19 protein-coding genes are annotated in these 23,441 nt (G+C 72.4%); 9 read left to right on the forward strand and 10 right to left on the reverse strand.

Translation table 11 applies throughout. The annotated features are described in order from the left end of the window. Positions 1–61: 61 nt before the first annotated feature. Together ACZ9QC_RS36005 and ACZ9QC_RS36010 are read right to left on the reverse strand one after the other, a co-directional pair. The gene (locus ACZ9QC_RS36005) at positions 62–601 is read right to left on the reverse strand and encodes a DoxX family protein (RefSeq protein WP_472916904.1); all 540 of its coding nucleotides are present in this window, start codon (positions 599–601) and stop codon (positions 62–64) included. A gap of 90 nt (positions 602–691) precedes the next feature. Next, positions 692–2,326: an MFS transporter gene (locus ACZ9QC_RS36010; RefSeq protein ID WP_472916905.1), complete on the reverse strand. Its 1,635-nt coding sequence runs from the start codon at positions 2,324–2,326 to the stop codon at positions 692–694. 222 nt (positions 2,327–2,548) lie between these two features. On the opposite strand from ACZ9QC_RS36010, the gene ACZ9QC_RS36015 reads away from it, so the two are divergent. From ACZ9QC_RS36015 to ACZ9QC_RS36030, 4 genes are all read left to right on the forward strand, one after another. Next, positions 2,549–3,043, forward strand: coding sequence for a VOC family protein (locus ACZ9QC_RS36015; RefSeq protein WP_472916906.1), 495 nt, complete (start codon positions 2,549–2,551; stop codon positions 3,041–3,043). 5 nt (positions 3,044–3,048) lie between these two features. Further along, on the forward strand, positions 3,049–4,713 hold the full coding sequence (locus ACZ9QC_RS36020; protein WP_472916907.1) for a bifunctional 3-(3-hydroxy-phenyl)propionate/3-hydroxycinnamic acid hydroxylase: 1,665 nt from the start codon (positions 3,049–3,051) through the stop codon (positions 4,711–4,713). Beyond that, positions 4,710–5,552, forward strand: a complete 843-nt coding sequence (locus ACZ9QC_RS36025; protein ID WP_472916908.1) for a fumarylacetoacetate hydrolase family protein — start codon at positions 4,710–4,712, stop codon at positions 5,550–5,552. The genes ACZ9QC_RS36020 and ACZ9QC_RS36025 overlap by 4 nt, the downstream gene beginning before the upstream one ends. Positions 5,553–5,617: 65 nt before the next feature. Continuing rightward, positions 5,618–6,403 (forward strand): IclR family transcriptional regulator, encoded by a 786-nt coding sequence (locus tag ACZ9QC_RS36030; protein WP_472916909.1) that lies wholly within the window; start codon positions 5,618–5,620, stop codon positions 6,401–6,403. Between the two features lie 191 nt (positions 6,404–6,594). Here the strand turns inward: ACZ9QC_RS36030 and ACZ9QC_RS36035 are convergent, their stop codons facing one another. After that, positions 6,595–6,933: a hypothetical protein gene (locus tag ACZ9QC_RS36035; protein WP_472916910.1), complete on the reverse strand. Its 339-nt coding sequence runs from the start codon at positions 6,931–6,933 to the stop codon at positions 6,595–6,597. After that, positions 6,930–7,238 carry a hypothetical protein gene (locus ACZ9QC_RS36040; RefSeq protein ID WP_472916911.1) on the reverse strand — a complete coding sequence of 103 codons (309 nt, stop codon included), beginning with the start codon at positions 7,236–7,238 and terminating at the stop codon, positions 6,930–6,932. Before ACZ9QC_RS36040 ends, ACZ9QC_RS36035 begins: the two co-directional genes overlap by 4 nt. 709 nt (positions 7,239–7,947) lie before the next feature. On the opposite strand from ACZ9QC_RS36040, the gene ACZ9QC_RS36045 reads away from it, so the two are divergent. Further along, positions 7,948–9,111 (forward strand): exonuclease SbcCD subunit D, encoded by a 1,164-nt coding sequence (locus tag ACZ9QC_RS36045; protein WP_472916912.1) that lies wholly within the window; start codon positions 7,948–7,950, stop codon positions 9,109–9,111. Then, positions 9,108–12,098: an AAA family ATPase gene (locus ACZ9QC_RS36050; RefSeq protein WP_472916913.1), complete on the forward strand. Its 2,991-nt coding sequence runs from the start codon at positions 9,108–9,110 to the stop codon at positions 12,096–12,098. Before ACZ9QC_RS36045 ends, ACZ9QC_RS36050 begins: the two co-directional genes overlap by 4 nt. A 56-nt stretch (positions 12,099–12,154) precedes the next feature. Here the strand turns inward: ACZ9QC_RS36050 and ACZ9QC_RS36055 are convergent, their stop codons facing one another. Beyond that, complete coding sequence (locus ACZ9QC_RS36055) at positions 12,155–12,610, reverse strand: Lrp/AsnC family transcriptional regulator (protein WP_472916914.1); 456 nt, start codon at positions 12,608–12,610, stop codon at positions 12,155–12,157. A 132-nt stretch (positions 12,611–12,742) separates the two neighbouring features. On the opposite strand from ACZ9QC_RS36055, the gene ACZ9QC_RS36060 reads away from it, so the two are divergent. Both ACZ9QC_RS36060 and ACZ9QC_RS36065 read left to right on the forward strand, forming a co-directional pair. Then, on the forward strand, positions 12,743–13,228 hold the full coding sequence (locus tag ACZ9QC_RS36060; protein WP_472916915.1) for a rhodanese-like domain-containing protein: 486 nt from the start codon (positions 12,743–12,745) through the stop codon (positions 13,226–13,228). 94 nt (positions 13,229–13,322) lie between these two features. Then, entirely contained in the window at positions 13,323–13,853 is a 531-nt protein-coding gene (locus ACZ9QC_RS36065; protein WP_472916916.1) for an immunity 21 family protein, read from the forward strand. A 156-nt stretch (positions 13,854–14,009) separates the two neighbouring features. Here the strand turns inward: ACZ9QC_RS36065 and ACZ9QC_RS36070 are convergent, their stop codons facing one another. Both ACZ9QC_RS36070 and ACZ9QC_RS36075 read right to left on the reverse strand, forming a co-directional pair. Beyond that, positions 14,010–15,701 carry a DUF885 domain-containing protein gene (locus ACZ9QC_RS36070; protein ID WP_472916917.1) on the reverse strand — a complete coding sequence of 564 codons (1,692 nt, stop codon included), beginning with the start codon at positions 15,699–15,701 and terminating at the stop codon, positions 14,010–14,012. A 140-nt stretch (positions 15,702–15,841) separates the two neighbouring features. Continuing rightward, a complete protein-coding gene (locus ACZ9QC_RS36075; RefSeq protein WP_472916918.1) occupies positions 15,842–16,333 on the reverse strand; it encodes an Lrp/AsnC family transcriptional regulator in 492 nt (163 codons plus the stop codon). 60 nt (positions 16,334–16,393) lie between these two features. Between ACZ9QC_RS36075 and ACZ9QC_RS36080 the strand changes: the two genes are divergently transcribed. Next, on the forward strand, positions 16,394–17,620 hold the full coding sequence (locus ACZ9QC_RS36080) for a trans-sulfuration enzyme family protein (protein WP_472916919.1): 1,227 nt from the start codon (positions 16,394–16,396) through the stop codon (positions 17,618–17,620). Between the two features lie 238 nt (positions 17,621–17,858). Here ACZ9QC_RS36080 and ACZ9QC_RS36085 read toward each other — a convergent pair whose 3' ends face one another. The 3 genes from ACZ9QC_RS36085 to ACZ9QC_RS36095 form a co-directional block, all read right to left on the reverse strand. Beyond that, positions 17,859–19,169 (reverse strand): GNAT family N-acetyltransferase, encoded by a 1,311-nt coding sequence (locus ACZ9QC_RS36085; protein WP_472916920.1) that lies wholly within the window; start codon positions 19,167–19,169, stop codon positions 17,859–17,861. Positions 19,170–19,305: 136 nt separating this feature from the next. Next, on the reverse strand, positions 19,306–21,966 hold the full coding sequence (locus tag ACZ9QC_RS36090; protein ID WP_472916921.1) for a DUF7824 domain-containing protein: 2,661 nt from the start codon (positions 21,964–21,966) through the stop codon (positions 19,306–19,308). Next, complete coding sequence (locus ACZ9QC_RS36095) at positions 21,963–23,366, reverse strand: SWIM zinc finger family protein (protein WP_472916922.1); 1,404 nt, start codon at positions 23,364–23,366, stop codon at positions 21,963–21,965. Before ACZ9QC_RS36095 ends, ACZ9QC_RS36090 begins: the two co-directional genes overlap by 4 nt. Positions 23,367–23,441: the final 75 nt, after the last annotated feature.

Consider the following 23,441-nt stretch of genomic DNA (forward strand, 5'->3'; position numbering starts at 1 on the left):
GAGGTTACGTTTCATGTCGCGAAGGTGGTGAGGTGGGGTGTTTCTGGCCTCGATCCCGTTTTCATCCCGCGGACGCCCCGGTGAGAGCCTTGCCCTTGCCCTTGCCCTTGCCCTGGTCCGGGTCCTTGTCCTGGCCCCGGTCGCGCGAGGCTCGCTCCAGGCCGAGCAGAGAGTCGGTCGCCAGCACACCCGGGCCGGCGGCGAAGATGACCAGGCACATCGCGAGGAAGAGGAAGTCGACCTCGGCTCCGCCGGCGCCCTGCGGGCCCAGAACGCCCGTGTGCCAGACGCCCAGCTTGATCCAGAACCCGGTCAGCAGCATCTCCGCGCAGACGATGAGGGCGATCACCCGGGTCAGCAGCCCGGCCACCAGCAAGGCACCGGCGGCGATCTCGAAGGTGGGGATGAGCCAGCTGAGCAGGCCGGTCGCGGGCAGCCCGAGAGGCATGAGCACTCCGAGCTCGAAGCCGGTGAGGCCGGAGTCGTACTTGTACAGGCCGTGCAGGACGAGCAGCCAGACGGTCACGGCTCGCAGAACGAGCAGTGCGGCACCCTGGAGCCCGGCCGTCCGGGAGGTGATGCTGCGGTACAAGCGGAACACGGGGAGTCTCCTAGGGGAGCGTCCGGGGATGTGAACGGGGGGCGGCTGTGCTGCGGTCGCCGGGTGAGTCGCGATTGCTGCTCGAGGCGGTCAGTGGCTGGGCAGTGCCTTGGCCTTCGGGGCCGCGGTGTCCGTGTCCTCGTGGAGCACGGAGGTGCCGGCCGCCTCTTCGCCGCCCAGACCGCCAGGTGAGTCCGCGGCGGAGCTGTGCTGCAGGGCGAGTACGGCGATGAGCGCGGCAACCAGGCTGGCGCCGGCGCAGAGGTACAGGCCGAGGTCGAGGCCCGCTTCGAGGGTTTCGCGGGCCAGCGGGATCAGGGTGTGCGACAGCTCTCCGAGGTCGGCGTTGGCGACCGCGACCGCACCGCCCTCCGCGTTGACCCCCTGGGCCACGCCCATGACCTCGGCGGGAAGATTCGCGGCGCCGAGCTTCGCGGCGAGAGCGCTGCTCGCCGTACCGAGGGCGACGGCGCTGACGATCGCGGGACCAAGGGCCTGCCCGGTCTCGCGGACCAGGCTGGTGACCGCGCTGGCCATGCCGGCGTGCCGGATGTCGACGGTGCCGACCGCCACGGCCGTCAGCGCGGAGAACATCGTGATGAAGCCGATCCCCAGCAGCAGGATGGATCCGGCCATCGACGCCAGGTCCGTGGCGTCGCCCGGGAGCAGCGCCATCCAGATCTCGCCTGCCGCGAGTGACAGCAGGCCGCCGACTAGCAGGGCCCTGGGGTGCACGCGCTGGAGCAGGTTCGGCAGGACGGGGGTCAGCAGCAGCGGGATCGCCTGGATGAGCGCGAAGGGCAGAGCGGCCTGGAGCGGGGAGAGGTGGTAGACGGCCTCCAGCTTGATGCTCAGGGCGTAGGCGGTGCCGATGAAGCCGAACATGGCGAGCAGTCCGATGGCGGCGGCCGCGGCGAAGGAGGGGGTCCGGAAGAGTTCCAGCCGCAGCATCGGCGTCCGGGACTTGCGTTCCGCGACGAGGAAGCCCACGAATGCGGCGACGGCGATGGTGAAGGCGAGCACGATGTGCGTTGCGGTGTAGCCGTCGTTGGCTCCCTCGATGACGGCGTAGAGCAGCGCCAGCAGCGACACGGCGACGGTGATCTGGCCCGGCCAGTCGAGTCCGCGCCCGGTCGGCTCCCGGGAGTCGACGATGCAGCGCGCGCTGACGGCCGCGGTGACCAGGCCGAGCACCGCGAGCGGCAGGTAGGCCCAGTGCCAGTCGGTGTGCTCGGCGGTGAATCCGCTGATCAGCGGGGCGATCATGGCGCCGAACGCCAGGCTGACGGCCCAGTACGACAGGGCACGCGCGCGGGCGGCAGGCTCGGGGGTGCCCGCGACGATCACCGCCAGCGAGGAAGGGAAGATCCCCGCGGCGCCGAGTCCGGCGACCGCCTGGCCGACGATGAGCTGGGTCAACGAGCCCGAGGTCGCGACGACCAGGCAGCCGGCCGTGATCAGCAGTCCGCCGAGGACGAGCAGGCGCTTGCGTCCGAAGAGGTCGCCGAGAACGCCGAAGTTCAGCTCCAGGATGGCCGTCGGCAGGATGAACGCCGCGGGGATCCAGGCGAGCGCGGCGGCCGACGCGCCGAAGTCCCGCTGGATCTCTCCGATGATCGGGGACGCGAGCGGGATACCGATCTGGGCCACGCAGATGGCCAGGCAGGCGGCGATCAGGGTGGCGCGGCCCAGCGACGGTGGGCCCTCAGCGGCGGAACGGGTCATGGGGTGCCTCCAGTAGCGGCTTGAGCGGTCCCCGGTGACCCAGCAGAGCCGGACGGGTGTCCCTCATAGTCGGACGCATGTGCTGCAAGACAGGACGCTGCACCCAAAATGCTTGAACCGTCAAGAGGTCGTTTCCTGGAATTTACCTGTTGACGTTGACTCGCCCAGCGATTTAGCGTCCCACTTGACAAGACGACAGTCCTGAAAAAGGAGACACCTGCCATGGCGATCACTGGCCTCGGTCACACCGGCTTCTGGGTCGACGATCTGGAGACGATGCGCGACTTCTACTCCCGCGTCCTTGGGCTGACCGTCACCGACGAGGACGAGGAGCGGGGCATCGTGTTCTTCTCCTCGTGCCCCGAGGAGGAGCATCACGAATTCGTCCTGCAGCGGGGCCGCACCGCCCCTCCCGGTGCCAAGCTCACCCACCAGGTGTCGTGGCGCGTGGACTCCCTGGAGTCGATCATCGACTTCCACCACCGGTTCCGCGCCGAGGGCATCAAGGTCCAGCAGGAGGTCACCCACGGCAACGCGATCGGGATCTACTTCTTCGACCCCGAGGGCAACCGCAACGAGGTCTACCTCAGGCTGGAGCGTGACGTACGCCAGCCCTTCCGCAAGACCATCGACCTCGACCAGGACCCGGCGGACGTGTTCGCCGAGGCCGAACGGCTGCTGACCGAGGGCGGCCCGGCCTACCAGCCGGTCCAGTAATCGCCGTGGCCACGACATCCACGGCACCACCGGTCCTGGTCGTCGGCGCGGGCCCGACCGGACTGATGGCCGCCCATCTGCTGGGCTCGCGGGGCGTGCGGGTGTTGCTGGTGGAACGCAACGCCACCACCAGCGACGATGCCAAGGCGATCAGTCTCGACGACGAGTCGCTGCGCACCCTGCAGTCGGCCGGCGGCCTGGACGAGGCGGTCTACCCGATCCTCGTGCCGGGCACCGGGACGAGGTACTTCGGCATCGGCGGGCGACCGCTCGTACACGCCCGAGGCACCGGCGACCAGCGCTTGGGGCATCCGTTCAAGAACCCCTTCGCCCAGCCCGACCTGGAGCGCGTGCTGCGCGAGCAACTGCGCCGCCACCCCAGCGTCGACGTCCGCTTCGACACCCGGCTGACGGCCCTCGTCACCCAGCGACCCGACCGGGTGCGCGTGTCGTTGCGCACAGGCGGACAGGACGGACCGGTCGAGGAGATGGACGTCCGTTACGTCCTCGGCTGCGACGGCGGCCGCAGCACCGTACGCGACCTGCTGTCGATTCCCATGCGCGGTCGCAGTTTCCCCGACGTGTGGCTGGTGGTCGACACCCTTCAGGACACGCACGACCAGCGCTACGGCATGCACCACGGCGACCCCGACCGGCCCGTCGTCATCGTCCCCGGGCGGGACGGCCGTTGCCGCTACGAGTTCCGCCTGAAGCCGGGCGAGTGCGAGGCAGGGGCCCCTCCCGCGTTCTCACTGGTGCGCCGACTCCTGCGGCCCTACCGGGAGATCACGCCCGAGCAGGTCGAGCGCGCGGTCGCCTACAGCTTCCACGCACTGCTCGCCGACCGACTGCGCGACGGGCACTGCTTCCTGCTCGGCGACGCCGCGCACATGATGCCGCCGTTCGCCGGCCAGGGCCTCAACTCCGGTGTCCGGGACGCGGCCAACCTCTGCTGGAAGATCGAAGAGGTCCTGGCGGGACGGGCCCGCGACGCGCTGCTCGACACCTACGACACCGAGCGGCGCCCCCACGCCCGAGCCGTGATCGACCTCTCCGTACGGCTCGGCCGGATCGTCATGACCACCAGCCGCCCCCGCGCTCTGCTGCGCGATGTGCTGGTGCGCATGGCCATGCACACCCCGCCGGGACGCCGCTATCTCACCGAGATGCGCTACCGCCCCGAAGCCCGAGTCAGATCAGGAGCCGTCGTCTCTCTCGACGGCCCTGGGGATGAACTCGTCGGCACGATGCTGCCACAGCCGCGGGTGCTGCACGGCCCGCGCCATCTCCCCGCTCGGCTCGACGACGTCCTCGGACCGGGCTGGAGCCTGCTGGGGATCGGCGTGAGCGACGCCGACTGGGCCGCCGTCGCACGGGCCGGCCTCCCGCAGGCCACCGCGGTGGACGTCTTCCTGGACGACCGCGCACCGCGTGACCGTGCCGGCCGGACCGGGATCGCCGACGCCGACGGCCGGCTCGACGCCCTCCTTGCCGGGCTGACGGAGTCCTTCGTTCTCGTACGCCCCGACCGTCTGGTGGCCGCCGTGTTCACCCCCGAGCAGGCCGAGTACGTCGGTGTGAAGCTGCGGCACTTCGCAGCCGACGGCCCGACCACGGCCCCCGCCCCGGATCCCGAGATCCACCACGACTCCATGGGAGTTGCCCGATGAGGCTCAGCACCGTCCGTCTCGCCGACGCCCACCAGACCGCCGTCGCCCGGCAGGAAGGCGACGAACTCGTCCTGCTGCCCTACTCCGACATCGGCGCACTGCTCGCCGCCGGCGACGACTGGCCGACACGAGCGACCTCAGGGAACGGCGAGCGCCTGCCCCTGGCGGAGGCGTCACTCGCTCCGCTCGTCCCCCACCCCAACAAGATCATCTGTCTGGGTCTCAACTACGCCACCCACATCAAGGAGATGGGCCGCCCGACCCCCGCACATCCGACCCTGTTCGCCAAGTACGACGGCTCCCTGGTGGGCGCGCACGACGCCATCCACATGCCGCCGGTCAGCGACGACCTCGACTGGGAGGCCGAGTTGGGAGTCGTCATCGGACGCTCCGGCCGCCATGTCCCACGCGAGAAGGCGTTGGAGTACGTCGCCGGCTACACCGTCGCCAACGACGTCACCGTACGAGACTGGCAGCACCGCACCCGGGAATTCCTCTCCGGCAAGACCTTCGAGGCCACCACCCCCGTCGGACCCGCACTCGTCACTCCCGACGAACTCCCGCTCGGCGCCTTGGGGTTGACCATCACCTGCAGCGTCGACGGCCACACCATGCAGAAGTCCAACACCGCCGACCTGCTCTTCGACGTGGCCGACACCATCGCCTATGTCAGCACCATCATCACGCTGCTGCCCGGCGACCTCATCCTCACCGGAACCCCGGGAGGAGTCGGCGCAGGCCGCGACCCGAAAGTGTTCCTCCGGCCCGGACAGGAACTCGTCACGGCCGTGGAGGGCCTCGGTGAACTGCGCAACACCGTCGTCAAGGACGAACTGTAGGCCGGACAAGCGGGCGGCCGGGCGCAGTCACCCTCTCCCCGCACCCGCCCGCTACAGTGTCTCGCATGTCAGGAAACACGTCCCCCAGTTACCGCGACCGCAACTCCACGGCCGACCGGGCACTGGACATCCTGACCATGTTCGACGACGCCCACCTCGTCGTCTCCGGAACCGCCGTGGCCGAACGGCTCGGTGTGGCACGCTCCACCGCCTACCGCTACCTGCAGAGCCTCGTGGCCGGGCGATATCTCGAAGAAGCCCCCGGCGGCGGCTTCCGGCTCGGCCTGCGGGTGCTGGAGATCGCCCGGCTGGCCCGCCGCAGCTACGGACTCTCCGAAATCGCGCAGCCGTCGATGGAGGCGCTCGCCGAGGACGTGCACGAGACCGTCCTGCTGACCCGGCGCACCGGGGACCTGGTGGTGTGCGTGGACCGCGCGGAGAGCACCCGCGCGGTACGCATCTCCTACGAGCGCGGCAGCGCCCTGCCCATCAACGCCGGCGCCTCCGCCCTGGTCCTGCTGGCCTGGAGCCCGGAGGAAGAAGCCCGCCGACTGCTGGAGGCCACCGAGCTGCGCCGCTTCACCGCGGCCACCCTCACCGACGTCGACGCCCTGATGGAGCGCCTCGGCCGGATCCGCCGTCTCGGCTACTCCGTCACCCGCGGCGAGCTGGACCCCGACGTGGTGGGCATCGCCGCGCCGATCCGGGACGAGAACAAGCAGGTGGTCGCGGCGGTGAGCGTGGCCGCCCTCGCCTCCCGGGTCTACCCGGAGGCCGAGACGGAGATCGCCCAGAAGGTCCTGGCCACAGCAGTCGAGATCAGCGACCGGATGGCAGTCGTCGCGGGGTGACCCCGCTCGCGCGAACGGCGACCGGCCCCAGCCGTTCCCTGACCAAGGACGTGGAACTGGTCAGGTGTCCAGGGCCCGCCGGGACAACCTGATCGAGCTGAAGGCATCCCTCCTGCAACGGCTGCTGCCCACACCGGAGTTTTGCGCGAGAAGGCATGAACCCAGCGCAGAAGCCCGCAAGCCCGGAGCCTTCACCCGCACCGGCCGCTGCTTCCACGATGAAGCGGGTGCGGGTCAAACTGCCTTCCCCGGTGAAGGTGGTTCCGCGGGTCGTAGGGCTTCTCGCGGCACCGGGTGAGCACGCCGTTCTGGCTGCACTGGCCTTCCTCCAAGACGAAGTTGCCGTCCCGGACTGCGATGGGGTTTTTCTGTACGCGGATGACGGAGGCCGGCAGGTTGGGTGTGCGGACGTAGGGGACGGTGCCGATTCCGGCGTGGTCAGGGTCGGCGAAATCCCAGACCGACTGAATCCCGGCGCGGCGCCGGAACCCCTCCCGCCCACGCATCCCGCGGGCCGTCTGGATGCTCAACTGAGGCTCGTATGAGGCTCGTAGCCCAGGACGATGCCGTTGGCGCCATCGATGCGTACGTCGAGGCGCGCGTGTCCGTCGGGGGTCTGAGACTCGATATCGGCGTGGAAACCATGATCCTCGGAATCCTTCGCAACGCGTTCCGGGACACGTCCCCACATACCCAGAAGCACGTTCAGGAGGTCTTCGCCTTGCGGGACACCGAGGTCGGGGCGGTCCAAGTCAAGGTTGCGGCCGGCCGGTTCGTAGTAGACCGGGTTACGAAAAAGGTCTTCGTCACTGTCGACCTGAGAGTCGTCGTCCATGCGTGCTCCCCTAGCCGTCACCAGCAGGACTTACAAAACTACGGGGAGGTTCAGACAATCGGTACGGAGCTGAGGAGAGGGCAATGCTGGGAGGCGCAAGAGGAGTGGGTCAACAGGAATTCAGGCCTTGGAGCCCACCGTAATGGGCTGACGCGACCGCGACTGGTACCTCGATCCTGCCCACGTCCCCGAACTCTTCGACCGCCAGGGCAACATCTGCCCACCGTGGCAGCGGCCGCATCATCGGCGGCTGGGGACAGCGAGAGAACGGCCGGATCGTCACGGAGCTCCTCACCGCCGGACCGGAGCACCGCCTCCGCGCCGCAATCAACGCCGAGGCGGAACGGCTCAGCGCTTTCCTCGGCGACATCCGCATCTGTCCCCACCTGCGCACCCCCTGGTACGCCGCCTCAGCGGATAGCCCGCCAACGGCGCCGAGCGGCGGTGCGTTGCGGACCAGTGCGGTCAGGCACTGCCACGCCGTGGAGTGCAGGGGAAGCGTGAACTCGTCGGGCTCAGCATTTCGACTATGCGTCTGCTCGACCAATTCCACCGGCGCGATGCCTAATGTGAGATCGCGATGTGAGGTCCGTGGTGGATCAGGTGCCTCCAGGCGTTAGCGTGGTGGGTGTCAGCCCGGGATTCCCGTGCTGACTTGTGCTGGTTTTTGGGGCATTACCGAGAGAAACATGCAGGTCAGAGCCGTTTCATGAAATTGCTGCACACATCCGACTGGCATCTCGGTCGGTCGTTCCACCGGGTGAACATGCTCGGCGCGCAGGCCGAGTTCATCGGTCGTCTGGTGGCGACCGTGCGGGAGCGCGACGTCGACGCGGTGGTCGTGGCCGGGGACGTGTACGACCGGGCGGTGCCGCCGCTGGCCGCGGTCGAGCTCTTCGACGACGCCCTGCACCGCCTGGCCGAGCTGGACGTGCCCACCGTGATGATCTCCGGGAACCACGACTCGGCGCGACGGCTCGGTGTCGCGGCGGGCCTCATCGGCCGGGCCGGCATCCATCTGCGGACGTCGGCCTCGGCCGCCGGCACCCCCGTGACACTGTCGGACGCCCACGGCGACGTCGCCTTCTACGGACTGCCGTACCTCGAACCCGCGCTCGTGAAGGACGAGTTCGGGGTCGAGAAGGCCGGCCACGAAGCGGTGCTCGCCGCCGCCATGGACCGGGTCAGGGCCGACCTCGCCACCCGTGCGGCGGGTACCCGTTCCGTCGTCCTGGCCCACGCCTTCGTCACCGGCGGCGAGCCCAGCGACAGCGAGCGCGACATCGCCGTCGGTGGCGTCTCCGCCGTGCCCGCCGGTGTCTTCGACGGCGTCGACTACGTGGCGCTGGGACATCTGCACGGCAGCCAGACCCTCACCGAGCGCGTGCGCTACTCCGGTTCCCCGCTGCCGTACTCCTTCTCCGAGGCCGACCACCGCAAGAGCATGTGGCTGGTGGACCTCGGCGCCGACGGTGCGATCGACGCCGAGCGGATCGACTGCCCCGTGCCGCGCCCCCTCGCCCGGCTCCGGGGGCGACTGGACGACCTGCTCGCCGACCCGGACCTGGCCCGGCACGAGGACGCGTGGGTCGAGGCCACCCTCACCGACCCCGTCCGGCCCGCCGAGCCCATGGCAAGGCTCTGCGAACGCTTCCCGCACACCCTCAGCCTCGTCTTCGACCCCGAACGGGCCCCCGGCGACCCGGACGTCTCCTACGCCCGGCGCCTGGCCGGCCGGGACGACCAGCAGATCGCCGAGGACTTCGTGGCCCATGTCCGCGGTACCGGCCCCGACGCACACGAACGGACCGTGCTCAGGGACGCGTTCGACGCCGTACGGGCCGACGAGACGGTCCGGGAGGTCGCCCGATGAGGCTCCACCGGCTCGACATCGCCGCCTTCGGCCCCTTCGGCGGCACCGAGTCCGTCGACTTCGACGACCTCTCGGCCGCCGGACTGTTCCTGCTGCACGGCCCGACCGGCGCCGGCAAGACCTCGGTCCTGGACGCCGTCTGCTACGCGCTGTACGGCTCGGTGCCGGGGGCCCGGCAGAGCGGCCAGGGCATGAACCTGCGCAGCGACCACGCGGCACCCGCGGACCGCACCGAGGTCCGCCTCGAACTCACCGTCGCCGGGCGCCGGTTGGAGGTCACCCGGCAGCCCCCGTGGGAGCGCCCCAAGAAACGCGGTGCGGGCACCACGGTCGAGAAGGCACAGAGCTGGCTGCGCGAGTACGACGCGGCCGCCGACGCCTGGAAGGACCTCAGCCGCTCCCACCAGGAGATCGGCGAGGAGATCACCCAGCTCCTGGGGATGAGCCGGGAGCAGTTCTGCCAGGTCGTGCTGTTGCCGCAGGGCGACTTCGCGCGGTTCCTGCGCGCCGACGCCGAGGCGCGCGGGCGGCTCCTCGGCCGCCTCTTCGACACCCACCACTTCGCCGCCGTCGAGAAGCGGCTCGCCGACCGCCGCCGGGAGACCGAGGCCAGGGTGCGCGAGGGCGACGCCGCGCTGCTCGCCGACGCCCACCGGATGCAGCAGGCGGCGGGGGACGCCCCGGACCTGCCCGAGCTGTCCCCCGGGGACCCCGGTCTCGCCGACGCGGTCCTCGCCTGGGCCGCCGTGGCCCGCAGCACCGCCCGCGAACGGCTCACCATCGCCCACTGCGCGCGGGCGGCGGCGGAGTCGGCCCGGGCCGCGGCCGACCGCGTCCTGGACGACGTACGCGAAGTGGCGCGGCTGCAAAGGCGGTTCGCGGAGGCCCGGGAGCGTGCCGCACGGCTGGAGGAGCACGCGGACGCCCACCGGGAGGACCGGACGCGGATGGAGCGCGCCCGCAAGGCGGAGGCCGTGGCCCCGGCACTGGAGCTGCGCGACGCGGCCGAGGCCGAGCACCGCAGGGCGCGGTCGGAGGAGGAGGCCGCGCGAGCACGCCTGTCGGGGGAGTACGCCGACGCCGGAGCCGCCGGACTCGCCGCCGCCGCCCGCAGGGCCTCCGAGGAGCTGGGCGCGCTGGAGTCGGCCCGCCGTGCCGAGCGGCGACTCGCCGTACTCCGCACCGAACAGGCCGAGTTGGACAGCGAGGAGCGGGCGGACGAGGGCGTCCTCCAGGACGCCGAGGGCTGGCTCGCCGAGTGGGAGACCACCCGGGCCGCGCTGCGCGGCCGTATCGAGTCCGCACAGGAGGCCGCCGCCCGCGCCGAACAGATCGCCGTGCGGCGCGAACCCGCCGAGCGACGGCTCGCCGCCGCCCGTCAACGCGACCAGCTCGGCCGCGACACCGACGCCGCCCAGGCGGAGGTGCTCCGGCTCGCCGATCGGGCGGCCGAGGCCCGCACCCACTGGCTGGACCTGAAGGAACAGCGGCTGTCGGGGATCGCGGCGGAGCTGGCCGCCGGCCTCGTCGAGGGGCGGCCGTGCGCGGTCTGCGGCGGCACGGAGCACCCCGCGCCCGCCCGGAAGGTCGCGGGCCATGTGGACCGCGAGGCGGAGGAGCAGGCACTCGCCGCGTTCCAGCGGGCCGACCAGGAGCGGGCCGGTGCGGAGCAGCAACTGGGTCTCGCGCAAAGGGCGTTGGCCGCCGCGAGCGCCGAGGCGGGCGACGCGCCGACCGAGCGGCTCGCCGCGACGGCGGCGGAGCTGGAGCGGGAGCACACGGAGGCCCGGCGGCGCGCCCTCGACCTGCACCCCGCGCAGGAGGCGCTGCTCCACGCCGAACAGGAACGTGACCGACGGGCCGCCGCACGACAGGAGGCGGCGGTCAGGGCCGCGTCCCGCGACACCCGGCGCGACACCCTGGAACGGGAACGCACCACCCTGGAGGCCGAGTTGGCCGAGGCCCGGGGCGACGCCGAGAGCGTGGCCGAGCTGGCCGGCCGGCTGGAGGCGTGGGCCGCCAAGCTCGACGGGGCCGCCGAGGCCGCCCGGGCGGCCGACGACACCGCGCAGCGCCTGAAGGACGCCGACGCGCGTCTGGCGGACGCGGCGTTCCGCGCCGGGTTCGACACCCCGCGGGAGGCGGCCGCCGCCGTGCTCGACGACGCCGCCCACCGGGATCTCCAACACCGCCTCGACGCCTGGCAGTCGGAGGAGGCGACCGTGCGGGCCGTGCTGGCGGAGGCGGAGACGGCCGCCGCGGCCCAGCAGCCGCCCGCCGACCTCGGGGCCGCCGAGCGGGACGCCGAAGCCGCCGCCCGACGGCTCCAGCACACCGTCTCCGCGTGGGACGCCGCCGAGCGCAGCCGCGTCGAACTGGACCGGCTGTCCGCGCGGGCCACCGCCTCCGTACGCAGGCTGGCACCGCTGCGCGAGGAGTACGACCGGGTCGCGCGGATGGCGGGGCTCGCGGCCGGCACCTCCGCCGACAACGAGCGCCGGATGCGGCTGGAGGCGTACGTCCTCGCCGCCCGGCTGGAACAGGTCGCGGCCGCAGCGACCGTACGGCTCCAGCGGATGTCCTCCGGCCGCTACACCCTCGTCCACTCCGACGACCGGGCCGGACGCGGTCGCAGCGGGCTCGGGCTGCACGTCGTCGACGCCTGGACGGGGCGGGAGCGGGACACGGCCACGCTCTCCGGCGGCGAGACGTTCTTCGCCTCCCTCGCGCTGGCCCTCGGTCTGGCCGACGTCGTCACCGACGAGGCGGGCGGCGTACGGCTCGACACCCTCTTCATCGACGAGGGGTTCGGCAGCCTCGACGACCAGACCCTCGACGAGGTCCTCGACGTCCTCGACGCGCTGCGCGAACGCGACCGGAGTGTCGGCATCGTCAGCCACGTCGCCGATCTGCGCAGGCGGGTCCACGCCCAGCTGGAGGTCGTGAAGGAACGGACGGGATCGGTCGTGCGGCAGCGGGGTCACTGACCAGCGGGCGGGGAGAGGCCGTGCGGCAGCGAGGTCGGTGGCGCCGCGAAGCGAGGTCAGCGCCCCAGCGGGCGGCGGGGCAGCGGTGAGGAGTAGACGACGCTCGTGGTCACCGAGCCGAGCGCGCCGATCTTGCCCGACACCTCCTCCAGGTGACGCATCGAACGGGCCGCGACCTTGATCACGAAGCAGTCGTCGCCCGTGACGTGGTGCGCCTCCAGGATCTCCGGCGTGACGGCCACCAGATCGTGGAACGGCTTGTAGTTCCCGGTGGGGTAGCGCAGGCGGACGAACGCCAGGATCGGCAGCCCCAGCCGCTCCGGGTCCACGACGGCCGCGTAGCTCTGGATCACACCCGCCTCCTCCAGGCGTCGCACCCGCTCGGTCACGGCGCTCGCCGACATCGACACGGCACGGGCGAGCTCGGCGAAGCTGGCCCGGCCCTCGCGCTGGAGGACCTCCAGGATGCGCCAGTCGGTGGCATCGGGCAGATACGGGGAATTCGCGGCCATCCCCGATGAATAGCAGGGGAATCCCCGGCCGAACAAGGTCAGAGCCGTGGATCGCCCCTTCAGGGACAGTGATCGTCCGCCGTAGATTTCCGGTGCGGGGAACGAGGGCTTCCCCGAGGGAGAGGCCAGCTCATGACCATCGCCACCGCGTCCGCCGCCAACGCCGTCCTGCGGGTCGCCCCCGCCACCCCGGCCGAGGCCGCCGCGTACTTCCGGGCCGGTCTCGCCTTCCACGCCGACGTCTCCGACGTGGCCGCCGCGCTCGCCGCCGACGGCGACCCCGGCTTCGTGGTCCTCGACTCCCGTTCCACCGCGTCCTGGGACCAGGGACACGTACCGGGTGCGGTCCACCTCCCCACCGCTCTCATCCCCGAACAGGCCGAGCGACTGCTCGACAAGTCCGTGCCCGTCGTCACCTACTGCTGGGGCCCCGGCTGCAACGGCGCGACCCGCGCCGCCCTCGCCCTCGCCGAACTCGGCTTCCAGGTCAAGGAGATGCTCGGCGGCTTCGAGTACTGGGCGCGCGAGGGCTTCGCGTACGAGACCTGGGAGGGCGAGGCGCGACGCACGGCGGACCCGCTCACCGCGCCCGTGGACGCCGAGCACTGCGGCTGCTGACCCGGTGCTGCCGTCCGGACCGTTGCTGACAGTTTGTCAAGAGGCGCTCGGGGGCGCCGAGTTCGTCTCGACGGCCGCCGTGTAGCTTCTGGGCATGGCTGGATACGCGGACGCGGCGGTGGTGCCCGATGTGGTGCGGTGGGTGGAATCGAGCGGTGGACCGCTCATCGCGATACCTGAGGCGGTGCTGCCGTTCTGGGCGGGCGCCGACGGTGACGAGACGTCCTCGGACTACGACCGGGCCTGCGAGGTCGACGGAGACGCCGGCCTGCTGCCCGTCGGCGACACGCGCGCCCTGGTCCTCGGTGACGAGCCCGCGTCCACCGCGTATCTGCCCGAGCACGGCGTCTTCGTCCGCTGGTACGCGGCAGACTCCGAGACCGAACTCCTCTCGGGTGTTCCGGCGGCCCTCGACAGCGCGGTCTGGGGGCCGGAGCTGAGCTGGCGGGTGCCGGGTCCGGTCGTCCTCCTGGACGCCGTCTGGCCCGGCAGGTCGCTGAGGGAGACCGACCATGTACGGGTGGAGCTGGCACCCGGCCACTACGGGGTCGGCGCCGCCCGGGTCTCGACGGGCCCGGAGACCTGGCTGGGCCTGGTCAGGGTGAGACCCCTGGCCGGCATGTGAGGGAACCGGCGCGACGGCCGGGCCCGCCGTAGCGGCCGGGCCCCGCCGTGGTGCGCGGGCCCCGCCGTAGCGGCCGGGCCCCGCCGTGGTGCGCGGGCCCCGCCGTAGCGGCCGGGCGCCGCCGTGGTGGGCGGCGGTGGGCCCGGCCGGACCGGATCACAGCCGGGACAGCTCGTCCACCAGGTCGTCCAGGCCCAGCGACCCCTGGGACAGCGCGGCCATGTGCCAGGCCTTGGCGTCGAAGGCCTCGCCGTGGCGCCGCCGGGCGTTCTCCCGGCCCAGCAGCCAGGCCCGCTCGCCCAGCTTGTAGCCGATGGCCTGCCCCGGCATCGTCAGATAGCGCGTCAGCTCGCTCTCCACGAAGTCCGCCGGCCGGCTGCTGTGGGCGCCGAAGAACTCCTGGGCCAGATCCACGGTCCAGCGCTCGCCCGGGTGGAAGGGCGAGTCCGCCGGGATCTCCAGCTCCAGGTGCATGCCGATGTCGACGATCACCCGGGCCGCGCGCATCATCTGCGCGTCCAGATAGCCCAGCCGCTCCTCCGCGTCCTTGAGGAAGCCCAGCTCGTCCATGAGCCGCTCCGCGTACAGGGCCCAGCCCTCAGCGTTGGCGCTCACCCCGCCGATCGTGGCCTGGTAGCGGGACAGGTCGTCCTTGACGTACACCCACTGCGCGAGCTGGAGATGGTGGCCGGGAACGCCCTCGTGGTACCAGGTGGAGACCAGGTCGTACACCGGGAAGCGGGTCGCCCCCATCGTCGGCAGCCAGGTGCGGCCCGGGCGGGAGAAGTCCTCGGTCGGGGCCGAGTAGTACGGGGCCGCCGCGCCACCGGGCGGGGCGATGCAGGACTCGACCCTGCGCACCGGCTCGGCGAGGTCGAAGTGGGTGCCGTCCAGCGCCTCGATCGCCTCGTCCATCAACGACTGCAGCCAGGCGCGCACCTCGTCGACGCCCTCGATGTGCCGCCCGTGCTCGTCCAGGTGCGCGAGCGCCACCCAGGGCGTCTCGGCGCCGGGCAGGATCTTCGCGGCCTCCTCCCGCATCTCGCCGAGGAGACGGTGGAACTCGGCCCAGCCGTACGCGTACGCCTCGTCGAGGTCCAGGTCCGAACCCGTGAAGTAGCGGACCAGCCTGCCGTAGCGCTCCCGGCCGACCGTGTCCGGCGCCCCCTCCACCGCCGGGGCGTACACGTCGCGCATCCAGTCGCGCAGCTCCACCACGGCCCGGGTCGCCCCGCGCGCGGCCTCGTCCAGCTCGGCACGCAGCGACTCGGGCCCGGCCGCCGCGAAGTCCTCGAACCAGCCGCGCCCCGAACCGTCCGTGTCCGCCCACTCGGTGAGCTGGCCGATGAAGGTCGCGGTCGGACGGGGACCCGCGTACAGCTTCCGCTCCAGGCCGAGCGCCAGGGACTCGCGATAACCGGCGTACGCGGCCGGCACCGCGCGCAGCCGCTCCGCGATCGCCGCCCAGTCCTCCTCGGTCTCCGCCGGGGTGATCGTGAACACCTCACGCACCTCGTGCGGCGGCGTGACCATGTTGCCGACGGCGCGCAGCCCCTCCTCGGCCTCGTGCACGGCCAGCTCCGCCGTCAGCCGCTCGCGCAGCAGGCGCGCGCACCGGCGCTCGACGTCACTGTCCGCGCCCGGTCGCCGCTCCGCCTCGTCGAGGCGCGCGAGCGTCGTCCGGATCAGCTCCGCGCGGGCCTCCTGACCGGCCGGCGAGGTGTCCGGCAACTTGCCGGAGCTCTCCTTCACACCCAGATACGTACCGGTCACGGGGTCGAGGGCGATGAGGTCGTCGACGTACGCGTCGGCGACCTCACGGGGCAGGGGGCTCTTGGTGTCAGACATGCCGACAATCTTGGTACGGCCACGGGATCGGCGTCAGCTGCTTAACCCGCGCTTGAGCCTTACGTCGGCCGGATTCCGCTCAGGGCGTCATGCGGGTGACGTGTGTGAGGCGCGCCGGGGGCCGGACGGTGTTCGCCGGTTCAGGGTGTGGGCCGGTCCGTGTCCGGAGGCAACAGGGGCCCGCACTCCCACTGCTGGAAGATCAACCGGGTCTCCACCCGCGCCACCTCGCGCCGCGACGTGAACTCGTCGAGGACCAGGCGTTGCAGATCCGCCATGTCCGCGACCGCGACGTGCACGAGATAGTCGTCCGGCCCGGTGAGGTGATACACGGTCCGCGACTCCGGCAACGCCCGGATCCGCTCCACGAACGGTCCCACCAACTCCCGCCGGTGCGGCCTGACCTGCACCGACAGCAGTGCCTCCAGCCCTCGCCCCAACTTGGCCGGATCCAACCGCAGCTGGTGGCCGAGGATCACGCCCGCACGGCGCAGCCGTGTCACCCGGTCCAGACAGGTGGACGGCGCCACCCCGACCTGCGCCGCGAGATCGCGGTACGTCGCCCGGGCGTCGTTCTGCAACAGCCGCAGCAGATGGAGGTCCACCGGATCGAGTACGACAGAATCGGCCATTGTTCGAACGTAACACGGTGCTCGCACCCCGGGACCCGGTCGATGTTCACTCTGACCTCCATGAACTCTGCGAGCACGCACGCGTACGACCACGCACGCACCACGCCGAGAGCACTGGCCACCGAGGCCGTGCACGCCGGCCGCGACGACCTCGCGCGCCAGGGCCTGCACGCCCCGCCGATCGACCTGTCGACCACCTACCCCTCGTACGACAGCCGCGGCGAGGCCGCCCGCATCGACGCCTTCGCCGGCGACGGCGCCCAGCCGGAGGGCCCGCCGATCTACGGACGGCTCGGCAACCCGACCGTCGCCCGCTTCGAGACCGCCCTCGCCCGCCTCGAAGGCACCGAGAGCGCGGTCGCCTTCGCCAGCGGCATGGCCGCCCTCAGCGCCGTCCTCCTCGTCCGCGCCTCGATGGGCCTGCGCCACGTCGTCGCCGTACGCCCGCTCTACGGCTGCAGCGACCATCTCCTCACCGCCGGGCTGCTCGGCACCGAGGTCACCTGGGTCGACCCGGCCGGCGTCGCGGACGCGCTGCGCCCCGACACGGGCCTGGTCCTGGTCGAGTCCCCGGCCAACCCGACGCTCGCCGAGATCGACCTGCGGGCCCTCGCGCACGCCTGCGGCTCGGTCCCGCTCCTCGCGGACAACACCTTCGCCACGCCCGTCCTGCAACGCCCCGTCGAACAGGGCGCCCGGCTCGTCCTGCACAGCGCCACCAAGTACCTCGGCGGGCACGGGGACGTGATGGCCGGGGTCGTGGCCTGCGACGAGGAGTTCGCCGGACGGCTCCGCCAGGTCCGCTTCGCCACCGGCGGCGTCCTGCACCCGCTCGCCGGCTACCTCCTGCTGCGGGGCCTGTCCACGCTCCCGGTCCGCGTCCGGGCGGCGTCCGCGACCGCCGCCGAACTCGTCCGCCGCCTGGCCGCCGACCCGCGTGTCGCCCGGGTCCACTACCCGAGCATCGGCGGCGCCATGATCGCCTTCGAGGTCCACGGCGACCCGCACGAGGTCATCGCAGGCGTCCGCCTCATCACCCCGGCGGTGAGCCTCGGCAGCGTGGACACGCTCATCCAGCACCCGGCCTCGATCAGCCACCGCATAGTGGAGGAGTCGGACCGCCGCGGCGCCGGGGTGAGTGACCGTCTCCTGCGTATGTCGGTGGGCCTGGAGGACACGGACGACCTGTGGGCGGACCTGGACCACGCGTTGGGAGAGACGGCCACCGCCCTGCCGAGAGAGTGGAGCAAGGACGAGGGGCCGGCGTTCTCGACGGGGCGCGCCTAGCGGCAGGGTGGCGGGTGGGCTACCGGGCAGGCCGACGGGGCCTGGGCCGAGTCAGTTGGGTGGGGGCCGAGTCAGGTGGCCAGTCGGGCCCGGTGGCCGGCCCCGAACCCCCGTGCCATGCAACCACCGCCTGGCAACCGCGCCCCCTCAGGGGCGCGGGAAACTGCGCGACCAGCCCCCACTCACCCGCGCCCGACCCACTCGGTAGGTCACCCCACCCGCTCGGTCACCCCACTCGCTAGACCCGCCGCCGCCCCTCCACCGCTTCGGAGACCCCCGCTTCGGAGCCCCCCGCCTCGGACAGCCGCGCGGTGATCACCAGCGTCCCCTCCTCGATCTGGTAGTCGAGCGGCAGCGCGAGCCCCCGCATCGCCGCGACCATCCCCGTGTTGGACGCCTGCGTCACCACATACACGTTCTCGCAGCCCGTCTCGGCCGCCATCTCCACCAGTCGGCGAAGCAGTTCACCGCCGATGCCCCGCCGCTGCCACTCGTCCTCGACGAGCAGCGCGATCTCGGTCTCGTCGCCGTCCCAGAGGAGGTGTCCCAGCCCGACGAGGCGCCCCGAGGCCGTCTGCACGGCGAGCGTCCGCCCGAAACGTGGGCTGAGCAGGTGCTTGAGATAGCGGTCGGCGTCCCCCACGGGCCCGTGGTACCGCATGGTCAGCGTGCGCGCGGAGCACCGCTCGTGCATGGCCCTCGCCGCCCGCAGGTCGCCGGCGTCGGCGCGGCGCACCATGATGTCGTTGCCCTCCGGCAGGGTCAGCACGTCCTGGCTGCGCGGGATGCGGGGCCCCAGCCGCGCGTCCAGCTCCACCAGCGCCCGGGCCCGCGCGAACTCGGTCGGCGTGAACGGCAGATACGGCCGCTCCACGGTGATCACGCCGCCCTCCGGAGCCCGCAGCCGCATCACCGTGTCCTCCAGGATGCCCTCGACCGGGACGCCTTCCAGGGCCCGCCCCGAGCCGGGGGCGGTGGCGGGCAGCGAGCGGATCGTGCAGCGGCCGAGCAACTGCCGCAGCGCGAGCGGGAGTTCCGCCGCGTCCAGCGCCGTGCGGGTGGCCAGACCGAGGATCCGGGTGGGCGCGTCCATCAGGTCGTGGGCGTCGCCGCGCTCGATCCAGGTCTCGGTGCCGCCCGATTCCGACACGGCCCGGCCGATCTCGGTGGCGGACAGTTCCTCGGGCGCCCTGAGCAGGAACTCGTCGACCGTGCCCTCGGCCAGCGGATGGGTCTGCAGGCTCAGGATGTCGACCCTGAGTTCCGCGAGCGCCGTGCACAGCGCGGCCAGCGAACCCGGTTCGTCCTTCACCGTCGTCCGCATGCGCCACATCAACGTCGCACCTGTGACCACCGGGGCGAGCGTCTCCGACGGCCCGGCCTGCCGCCCCTCGGCGAGCGGCGGCAGGGCGTCGGTATCCTTCGGCGGCGGCGCGTGACCGTGGCGCCGTTCCCACCAGCCGCGAACCCCGGTGAGGGCGGAGCGCAGCGGGTGGTGCGTGGGGCGGCCGTGGCTCGCCCGCGTCACATCGGACATGTCCTGAGTCATGTGGCCACTGTGGACGAACGGTGTTGCGTGATCACGAACGCTTTGTGACTGACCGGTAAAAGCATCGTTCCGCACCTTTTGTTGCTTTTTCTATGACTGATGCTGTCGGAACCGATGTCAACGGTGACCGGAGAGGTCAGACCAGCGCCGCACGCAACCGCCGCGACTGGATCACCACCCGCGACGAGCCCTTCCTCTCCGCCACCTCCGCGAGATGTGGCAGCATCCCCTGTGCCCCGGACCGCTCCGCGCATTCGGCGGCGACCGCCACCAATCCCCCGAGACCGCGCGCCGGCGTCTTCCCCTGCGCCGCTCCCTCGCCCACGAGTTCGCCCAGCAGCGGCGGCAGCGCCTCCCGCAGCACCGACCAGGCGGTGCCGTACGCCCCGGTGGCCGCCACCGCGCGTATCGAGTCGGCGAGGCGCGTCGGCCTGACGCTCGCCACCACCGCGAGCCGCCCCAGATCGGTGCCCAGCCGCTCCGCGTCCAACCGGCCCCGTGCCGCCAGCACCAGCAGGGCGTCGACGGCGGCGAGCCGGTCCTCCGGGCGCCGCGCGCCCAGGCCGTACGCGACGCAGAGGTGCACGGCATCGCCGGCCTCGCCCTCCGCCTCGGCGAGAGCCGGCAGGAACGAGAACCCCGTCCTGGTGTCCTCGATGACCGCCTGCGACAGGTCACGGAGCACACGCCCCGCCATCAGTTCCGGTCGGTCCGGCACCACCGCCAGCCAGTGCCGCCAGTCCCGGTGGCTCCAGTGGGGGCAGCGCCAGCTGCCCCGGTACACGGAGAGGGGGCGGCCGAGGCGCCGGAACTCGGGCGGGAAGAAGGCGCTCCGCAGCTCCGGAAGCTCGCCGAACTCCACGAGGATCCTCGGCCCGGCCGTACGGCAGCGCTCGACGGGCTGGGACGGTATGTCCGTCCGCAGCCACTCGGCCAGCCGGTCGCCCTCCTGCGTCCCCAGCCGCCCGGCCGCCGCCGCGGCGGACGCGAGCGCGGCCGTGTCCTCGCGCCGCACACGCAGCAGCGCCTGCGCGAAGTCCGCTTCGCCGGGCCGGGACCCCGACTGCCGATACACGTCGAGCCGCGCCACCAGCTCCGCCGCCTCCAGCGCCCCCGTGCTCCAGGTGGGCGTCGCCAGCAGGAACGGCATCGGGTCGGTCCGGACGCGGTACGCGATCTCCCGCAGCCGGGCTTCGAACACCCCGGCCAGGCCGCTGTGCACACAACCGTGGGAGTCGGTCGGCCCGCTGTGCGCCGGAAGCAGTGCGGGGGTGCGTACCCGCTCGACGAGAGCCGCGACGACGATCTCCAGGCCGTACGGGGACTCGCGGAAGTACCTGCCGACGGACTCCGGGTCCAGGTCCGCCCACCAGAGCCGCGACACCGCCGGACGCAACGCTTCCACGAGCGCCTCCCGGTCCCGGTACGCGTGGCGTACGAGTCCGTCCAGCGCCCGCTCGAACGCGCCGACCTCGCCGTCCGCGACCAGCAGGGCGCCGACCTCCTCCGCCACTTCGGCCACCGACTCCGGTGCGGGCGCGAGGCGTGTCGGCGAGGGAACGGGCGGGAGCAGTTCCTCGTACGCCTCAGGGGTGGACTCCGCCATCGAGGCGCCGAGGAGCTGCTGCGCCCGGGCGCGGAGTCCCGGGCTCAGCCGGGAGGCATGGTCGGCGATCTCCTCACGTGCCCCCGAGGCTTCGACGTTCCGGCCGAGGTCGCCCAGGTCACCGAGATGGCGCTCCACCAGCTTCAGCGCCCGCTCCTGCACATCGGTGTCCTCGTGAGCGAACGCCCGGGCCACCGCCGGCAGCACGTCGGCCGCGAAAGACGGGTCCTTCTTCAGCGTCCTGCCCAGGAGCACGAGCTGGGCCCGGACCAGCTTCTTCTCGGTGCGGAAGAGCACCGCGTCGGTCAGCTCGGCGAGCCGGCGCGGCCCCAGCCCGCCGTCGAGCGCGAGGCCCGCCAGGACTGCCTGGGCGTGCGCGGCCACCGTGGACGACGCGTCCGCGCACAGCGCCGTCCAGTCCGCGATCCGCTCCAGCCGCTCGTCGCGGGTGAGGTCGAGCGCGGCCAGCAGCCCGACGAAGACCTTGTCGTCCGCCGTGGAACCGCCGCCGCGCAGCAGCCGGGCCACGCATCCGTCGACCATGGCCTTGCGGTCGAGGAGGCCCTCACGGGTCAGCTGGGTGAGGGCGTACGTCCAGTCGTTCGGTCCGACGCCGTACCGCCAGGTGCTGCGGGCGCCGACCTCCTCCGTCTCGAACAGCGCGGCGACGAGCTCCGCCAGATGCGGGTCGCCGCGCAGGTTCCCGATGACCGTGCCGGTCGGGCGGCGTGCTCGCCCGATGTGGTCCATCCAGCCCCGCACGTAGGCCTCCGAGGTGGGCACCGGGCAGCCCGCGAGGCGCACGAGGCCCGCCATCAGCTCGTACCGGACGCCGGCGGAGAGCGGACGCTCCGCGAGCCGGCACACCACGTCGCCGAGCCACTCGGGGTCCCGGTCCCCGAGCACCTCGATGAGCACCGCCGGAGGGGCCTGCCGCCACCGCAGCTCGGACCCGGTGAGCCAGGCCGCCACGGCTGCGGCACCCGTCTGACAGGCCGCGCCGGCGACATGCAGCGCGGGATACGCCCGCTGGGCCGGAGACCGCCACGGCTCCGCCCGCAGCTCCCTGCGCAGCTGCTTCAACTCCGGTACGCACGCGCGCCGTTCGGTGTCCGTCATGCCGTCCACCAATGCGACGACATCGGCCACCTTCCCCGCGCGCACCGCCCCGATCAGCGTCTGCGTACTCATCGCGCACCCCCGTCGATCCCGGCCCCGCTCGCTTCCGCCGCCGCGCCCCGGCGGACCATCCGTACCGCCAGCGCGTGTTTGCACGGGCCGCGTCCGCCCCGGTACTTCGCCCACCAGAGGCAGGAGCAGCTGAGAGTGCCCGCGCTGTCCCGCACCCGGTGGACATGGCCGTCCTCGGCGGTGACCGTGGCGAGGTCGCCGTCCAGAGCGACCGCCCCTGCGGCCAGCAGGGCGCGGGCCGCGCGCAGACGGGGGTTGTGGCGCTCGACGCGGTCGACCTCGTAGGGGAGTTCGCGATGGAAGTACGCCGCCTCGGCCGTGTCGTAGCCGACGCGGCCGGAGGTGCCCAGCCGGGTCAGCGCCGCCCGGACCCGGTCGGCGGGCAGACCGGAGGAGACGGCCAGGTCACCGATGTCGACACGCGGTTCCCAGGCCAGGAGCACCGCGATCAGTTCCGCGTCCTCGGCGGCCTCGTCGGTCGCCAGCGCGTCGAGGACCCCACCCTCGCCGGAGAAACCCCGCCCGGCCTCCGGGGACAGGGTGAGGGTGAGCCGCATCCCCGGGAGCACGATCTCCCAGGCGCCGGGCAGGGCGGTGGCGCCGGTGGCCGGTGGGCCGTACACGCGCAGGGCCGTGGCATGGCGCAGCACGCGCTGCAGGGCTACCAGCCGCTCCGGGCCCGGCAGGCACACCGCGCCCGGGACGGGCCGTGTCGTCAGCCGCAGGGTGCGCCCGGCGGGCACGACCCACTGGGCACCGCGTGAGGCCCCGCGCGCGCCCCCACGCGGCAGCGACCGCAGGAAGCGCACGGCCTCGGCGGCCGGCAGCTCGGCCCGCAGGTCGAACCCGGCCGCGATCACCTGCGCCTCGGCGAAGCCGCGCAGCCAGCGGTCCGGCAGCGGCACCTTCTTCTCCACCACCGGACCGGCCGTCGTGGTCACCGCCAACTCCTCCGGGCCCACCCGCAGATGGAGCGGGTCGTCTCCGCCGACCCGGGACAGGGCCTGCCGCAGGGGGTTGTTGACGTCCACATTGGTCGTGCCGTGTCCCACCTCGCCACCGTCTAGGCCCGGCCCCAGCACGTCCAGACGGGCGTAGACCCCTCCGCAGCCCGAGAACGACTCGAACCGCAGCCGGTCCCCGTTGCCCGTCACCACCGGATCCAGCGAGGACCGCAGCTGCTGCTGGTGGTACCGCGCCGCCGCCACGTCGGCCACCGCCAGCAGCCCCGCCGCGGCCACCTGAGGAGAGGTCAGGAAGCCGGTGAAGAACCGTGGATGGTCCTCGACCCCCGTCGGGGTCGCGCCCCGCGAGGTCTCCAGCCCCAGCCGGTGTCCGCCCGTCACGGACTCCAGCACGGAGGGTCGCGTGTAGGCCACGGACTGCAAAGATCGCGTCATGGGAAAACGGTAGGGGCGACCACTGACAATCGCCCTTGACCTGCTAGAACGCGACCTCGGGCCGATCTTGCGCGG

Source organism: Streptomyces sp. HUAS MS02 (assembly GCF_055702265.1).

Coding starts and splice junctions, on each gene's coding strand:
- ACZ9QC_RS36010 (WP_472916905.1), bottom strand. CDS start 2,326: ATGACCCGTTCCGCCGCTGAGGGCCCACCGTCGCTGGGCCGCGCCACC.
- ACZ9QC_RS36015 (WP_472916906.1), top strand. CDS start 2,549: ATGGCGATCACTGGCCTCGGTCACACCGGCTTCTGGGTCGACGATCTG.
- ACZ9QC_RS36025 (WP_472916908.1), top strand. CDS start 4,710: ATGAGGCTCAGCACCGTCCGTCTCGCCGACGCCCACCAGACCGCCGTC.
- ACZ9QC_RS36030 (WP_472916909.1), top strand. CDS start 5,618: ATGTCAGGAAACACGTCCCCCAGTTACCGCGACCGCAACTCCACGGCC.
- ACZ9QC_RS36040 (WP_472916911.1), bottom strand. CDS start 7,238: ATGGACGACGACTCTCAGGTCGACAGTGACGAAGACCTTTTTCGTAAC.
- ACZ9QC_RS36045 (WP_472916912.1), top strand. CDS start 7,948: ATGAAATTGCTGCACACATCCGACTGGCATCTCGGTCGGTCGTTCCAC.
- ACZ9QC_RS36050 (WP_472916913.1), top strand. CDS start 9,108: ATGAGGCTCCACCGGCTCGACATCGCCGCCTTCGGCCCCTTCGGCGGC.
- ACZ9QC_RS36055 (WP_472916914.1), bottom strand. CDS start 12,610: ATGGCCGCGAATTCCCCGTATCTGCCCGATGCCACCGACTGGCGCATC.
- ACZ9QC_RS36060 (WP_472916915.1), top strand. CDS start 12,743: ATGACCATCGCCACCGCGTCCGCCGCCAACGCCGTCCTGCGGGTCGCC.
- ACZ9QC_RS36065 (WP_472916916.1), top strand. CDS start 13,323: ATGGCTGGATACGCGGACGCGGCGGTGGTGCCCGATGTGGTGCGGTGG.
- ACZ9QC_RS36070 (WP_472916917.1), bottom strand. CDS start 15,701: ATGTCTGACACCAAGAGCCCCCTGCCCCGTGAGGTCGCCGACGCGTAC.
- ACZ9QC_RS36075 (WP_472916918.1), bottom strand. CDS start 16,333: ATGGCCGATTCTGTCGTACTCGATCCGGTGGACCTCCATCTGCTGCGG.
- ACZ9QC_RS36080 (WP_472916919.1), top strand. CDS start 16,394: ATGAACTCTGCGAGCACGCACGCGTACGACCACGCACGCACCACGCCG.
- ACZ9QC_RS36085 (WP_472916920.1), bottom strand. CDS start 19,169: ATGACTCAGGACATGTCCGATGTGACGCGGGCGAGCCACGGCCGCCCC.
- ACZ9QC_RS36090 (WP_472916921.1), bottom strand. CDS start 21,966: ATGAGTACGCAGACGCTGATCGGGGCGGTGCGCGCGGGGAAGGTGGCC.
- ACZ9QC_RS36095 (WP_472916922.1), bottom strand. CDS start 23,366: ATGACGCGATCTTTGCAGTCCGTGGCCTACACGCGACCCTCCGTGCTG.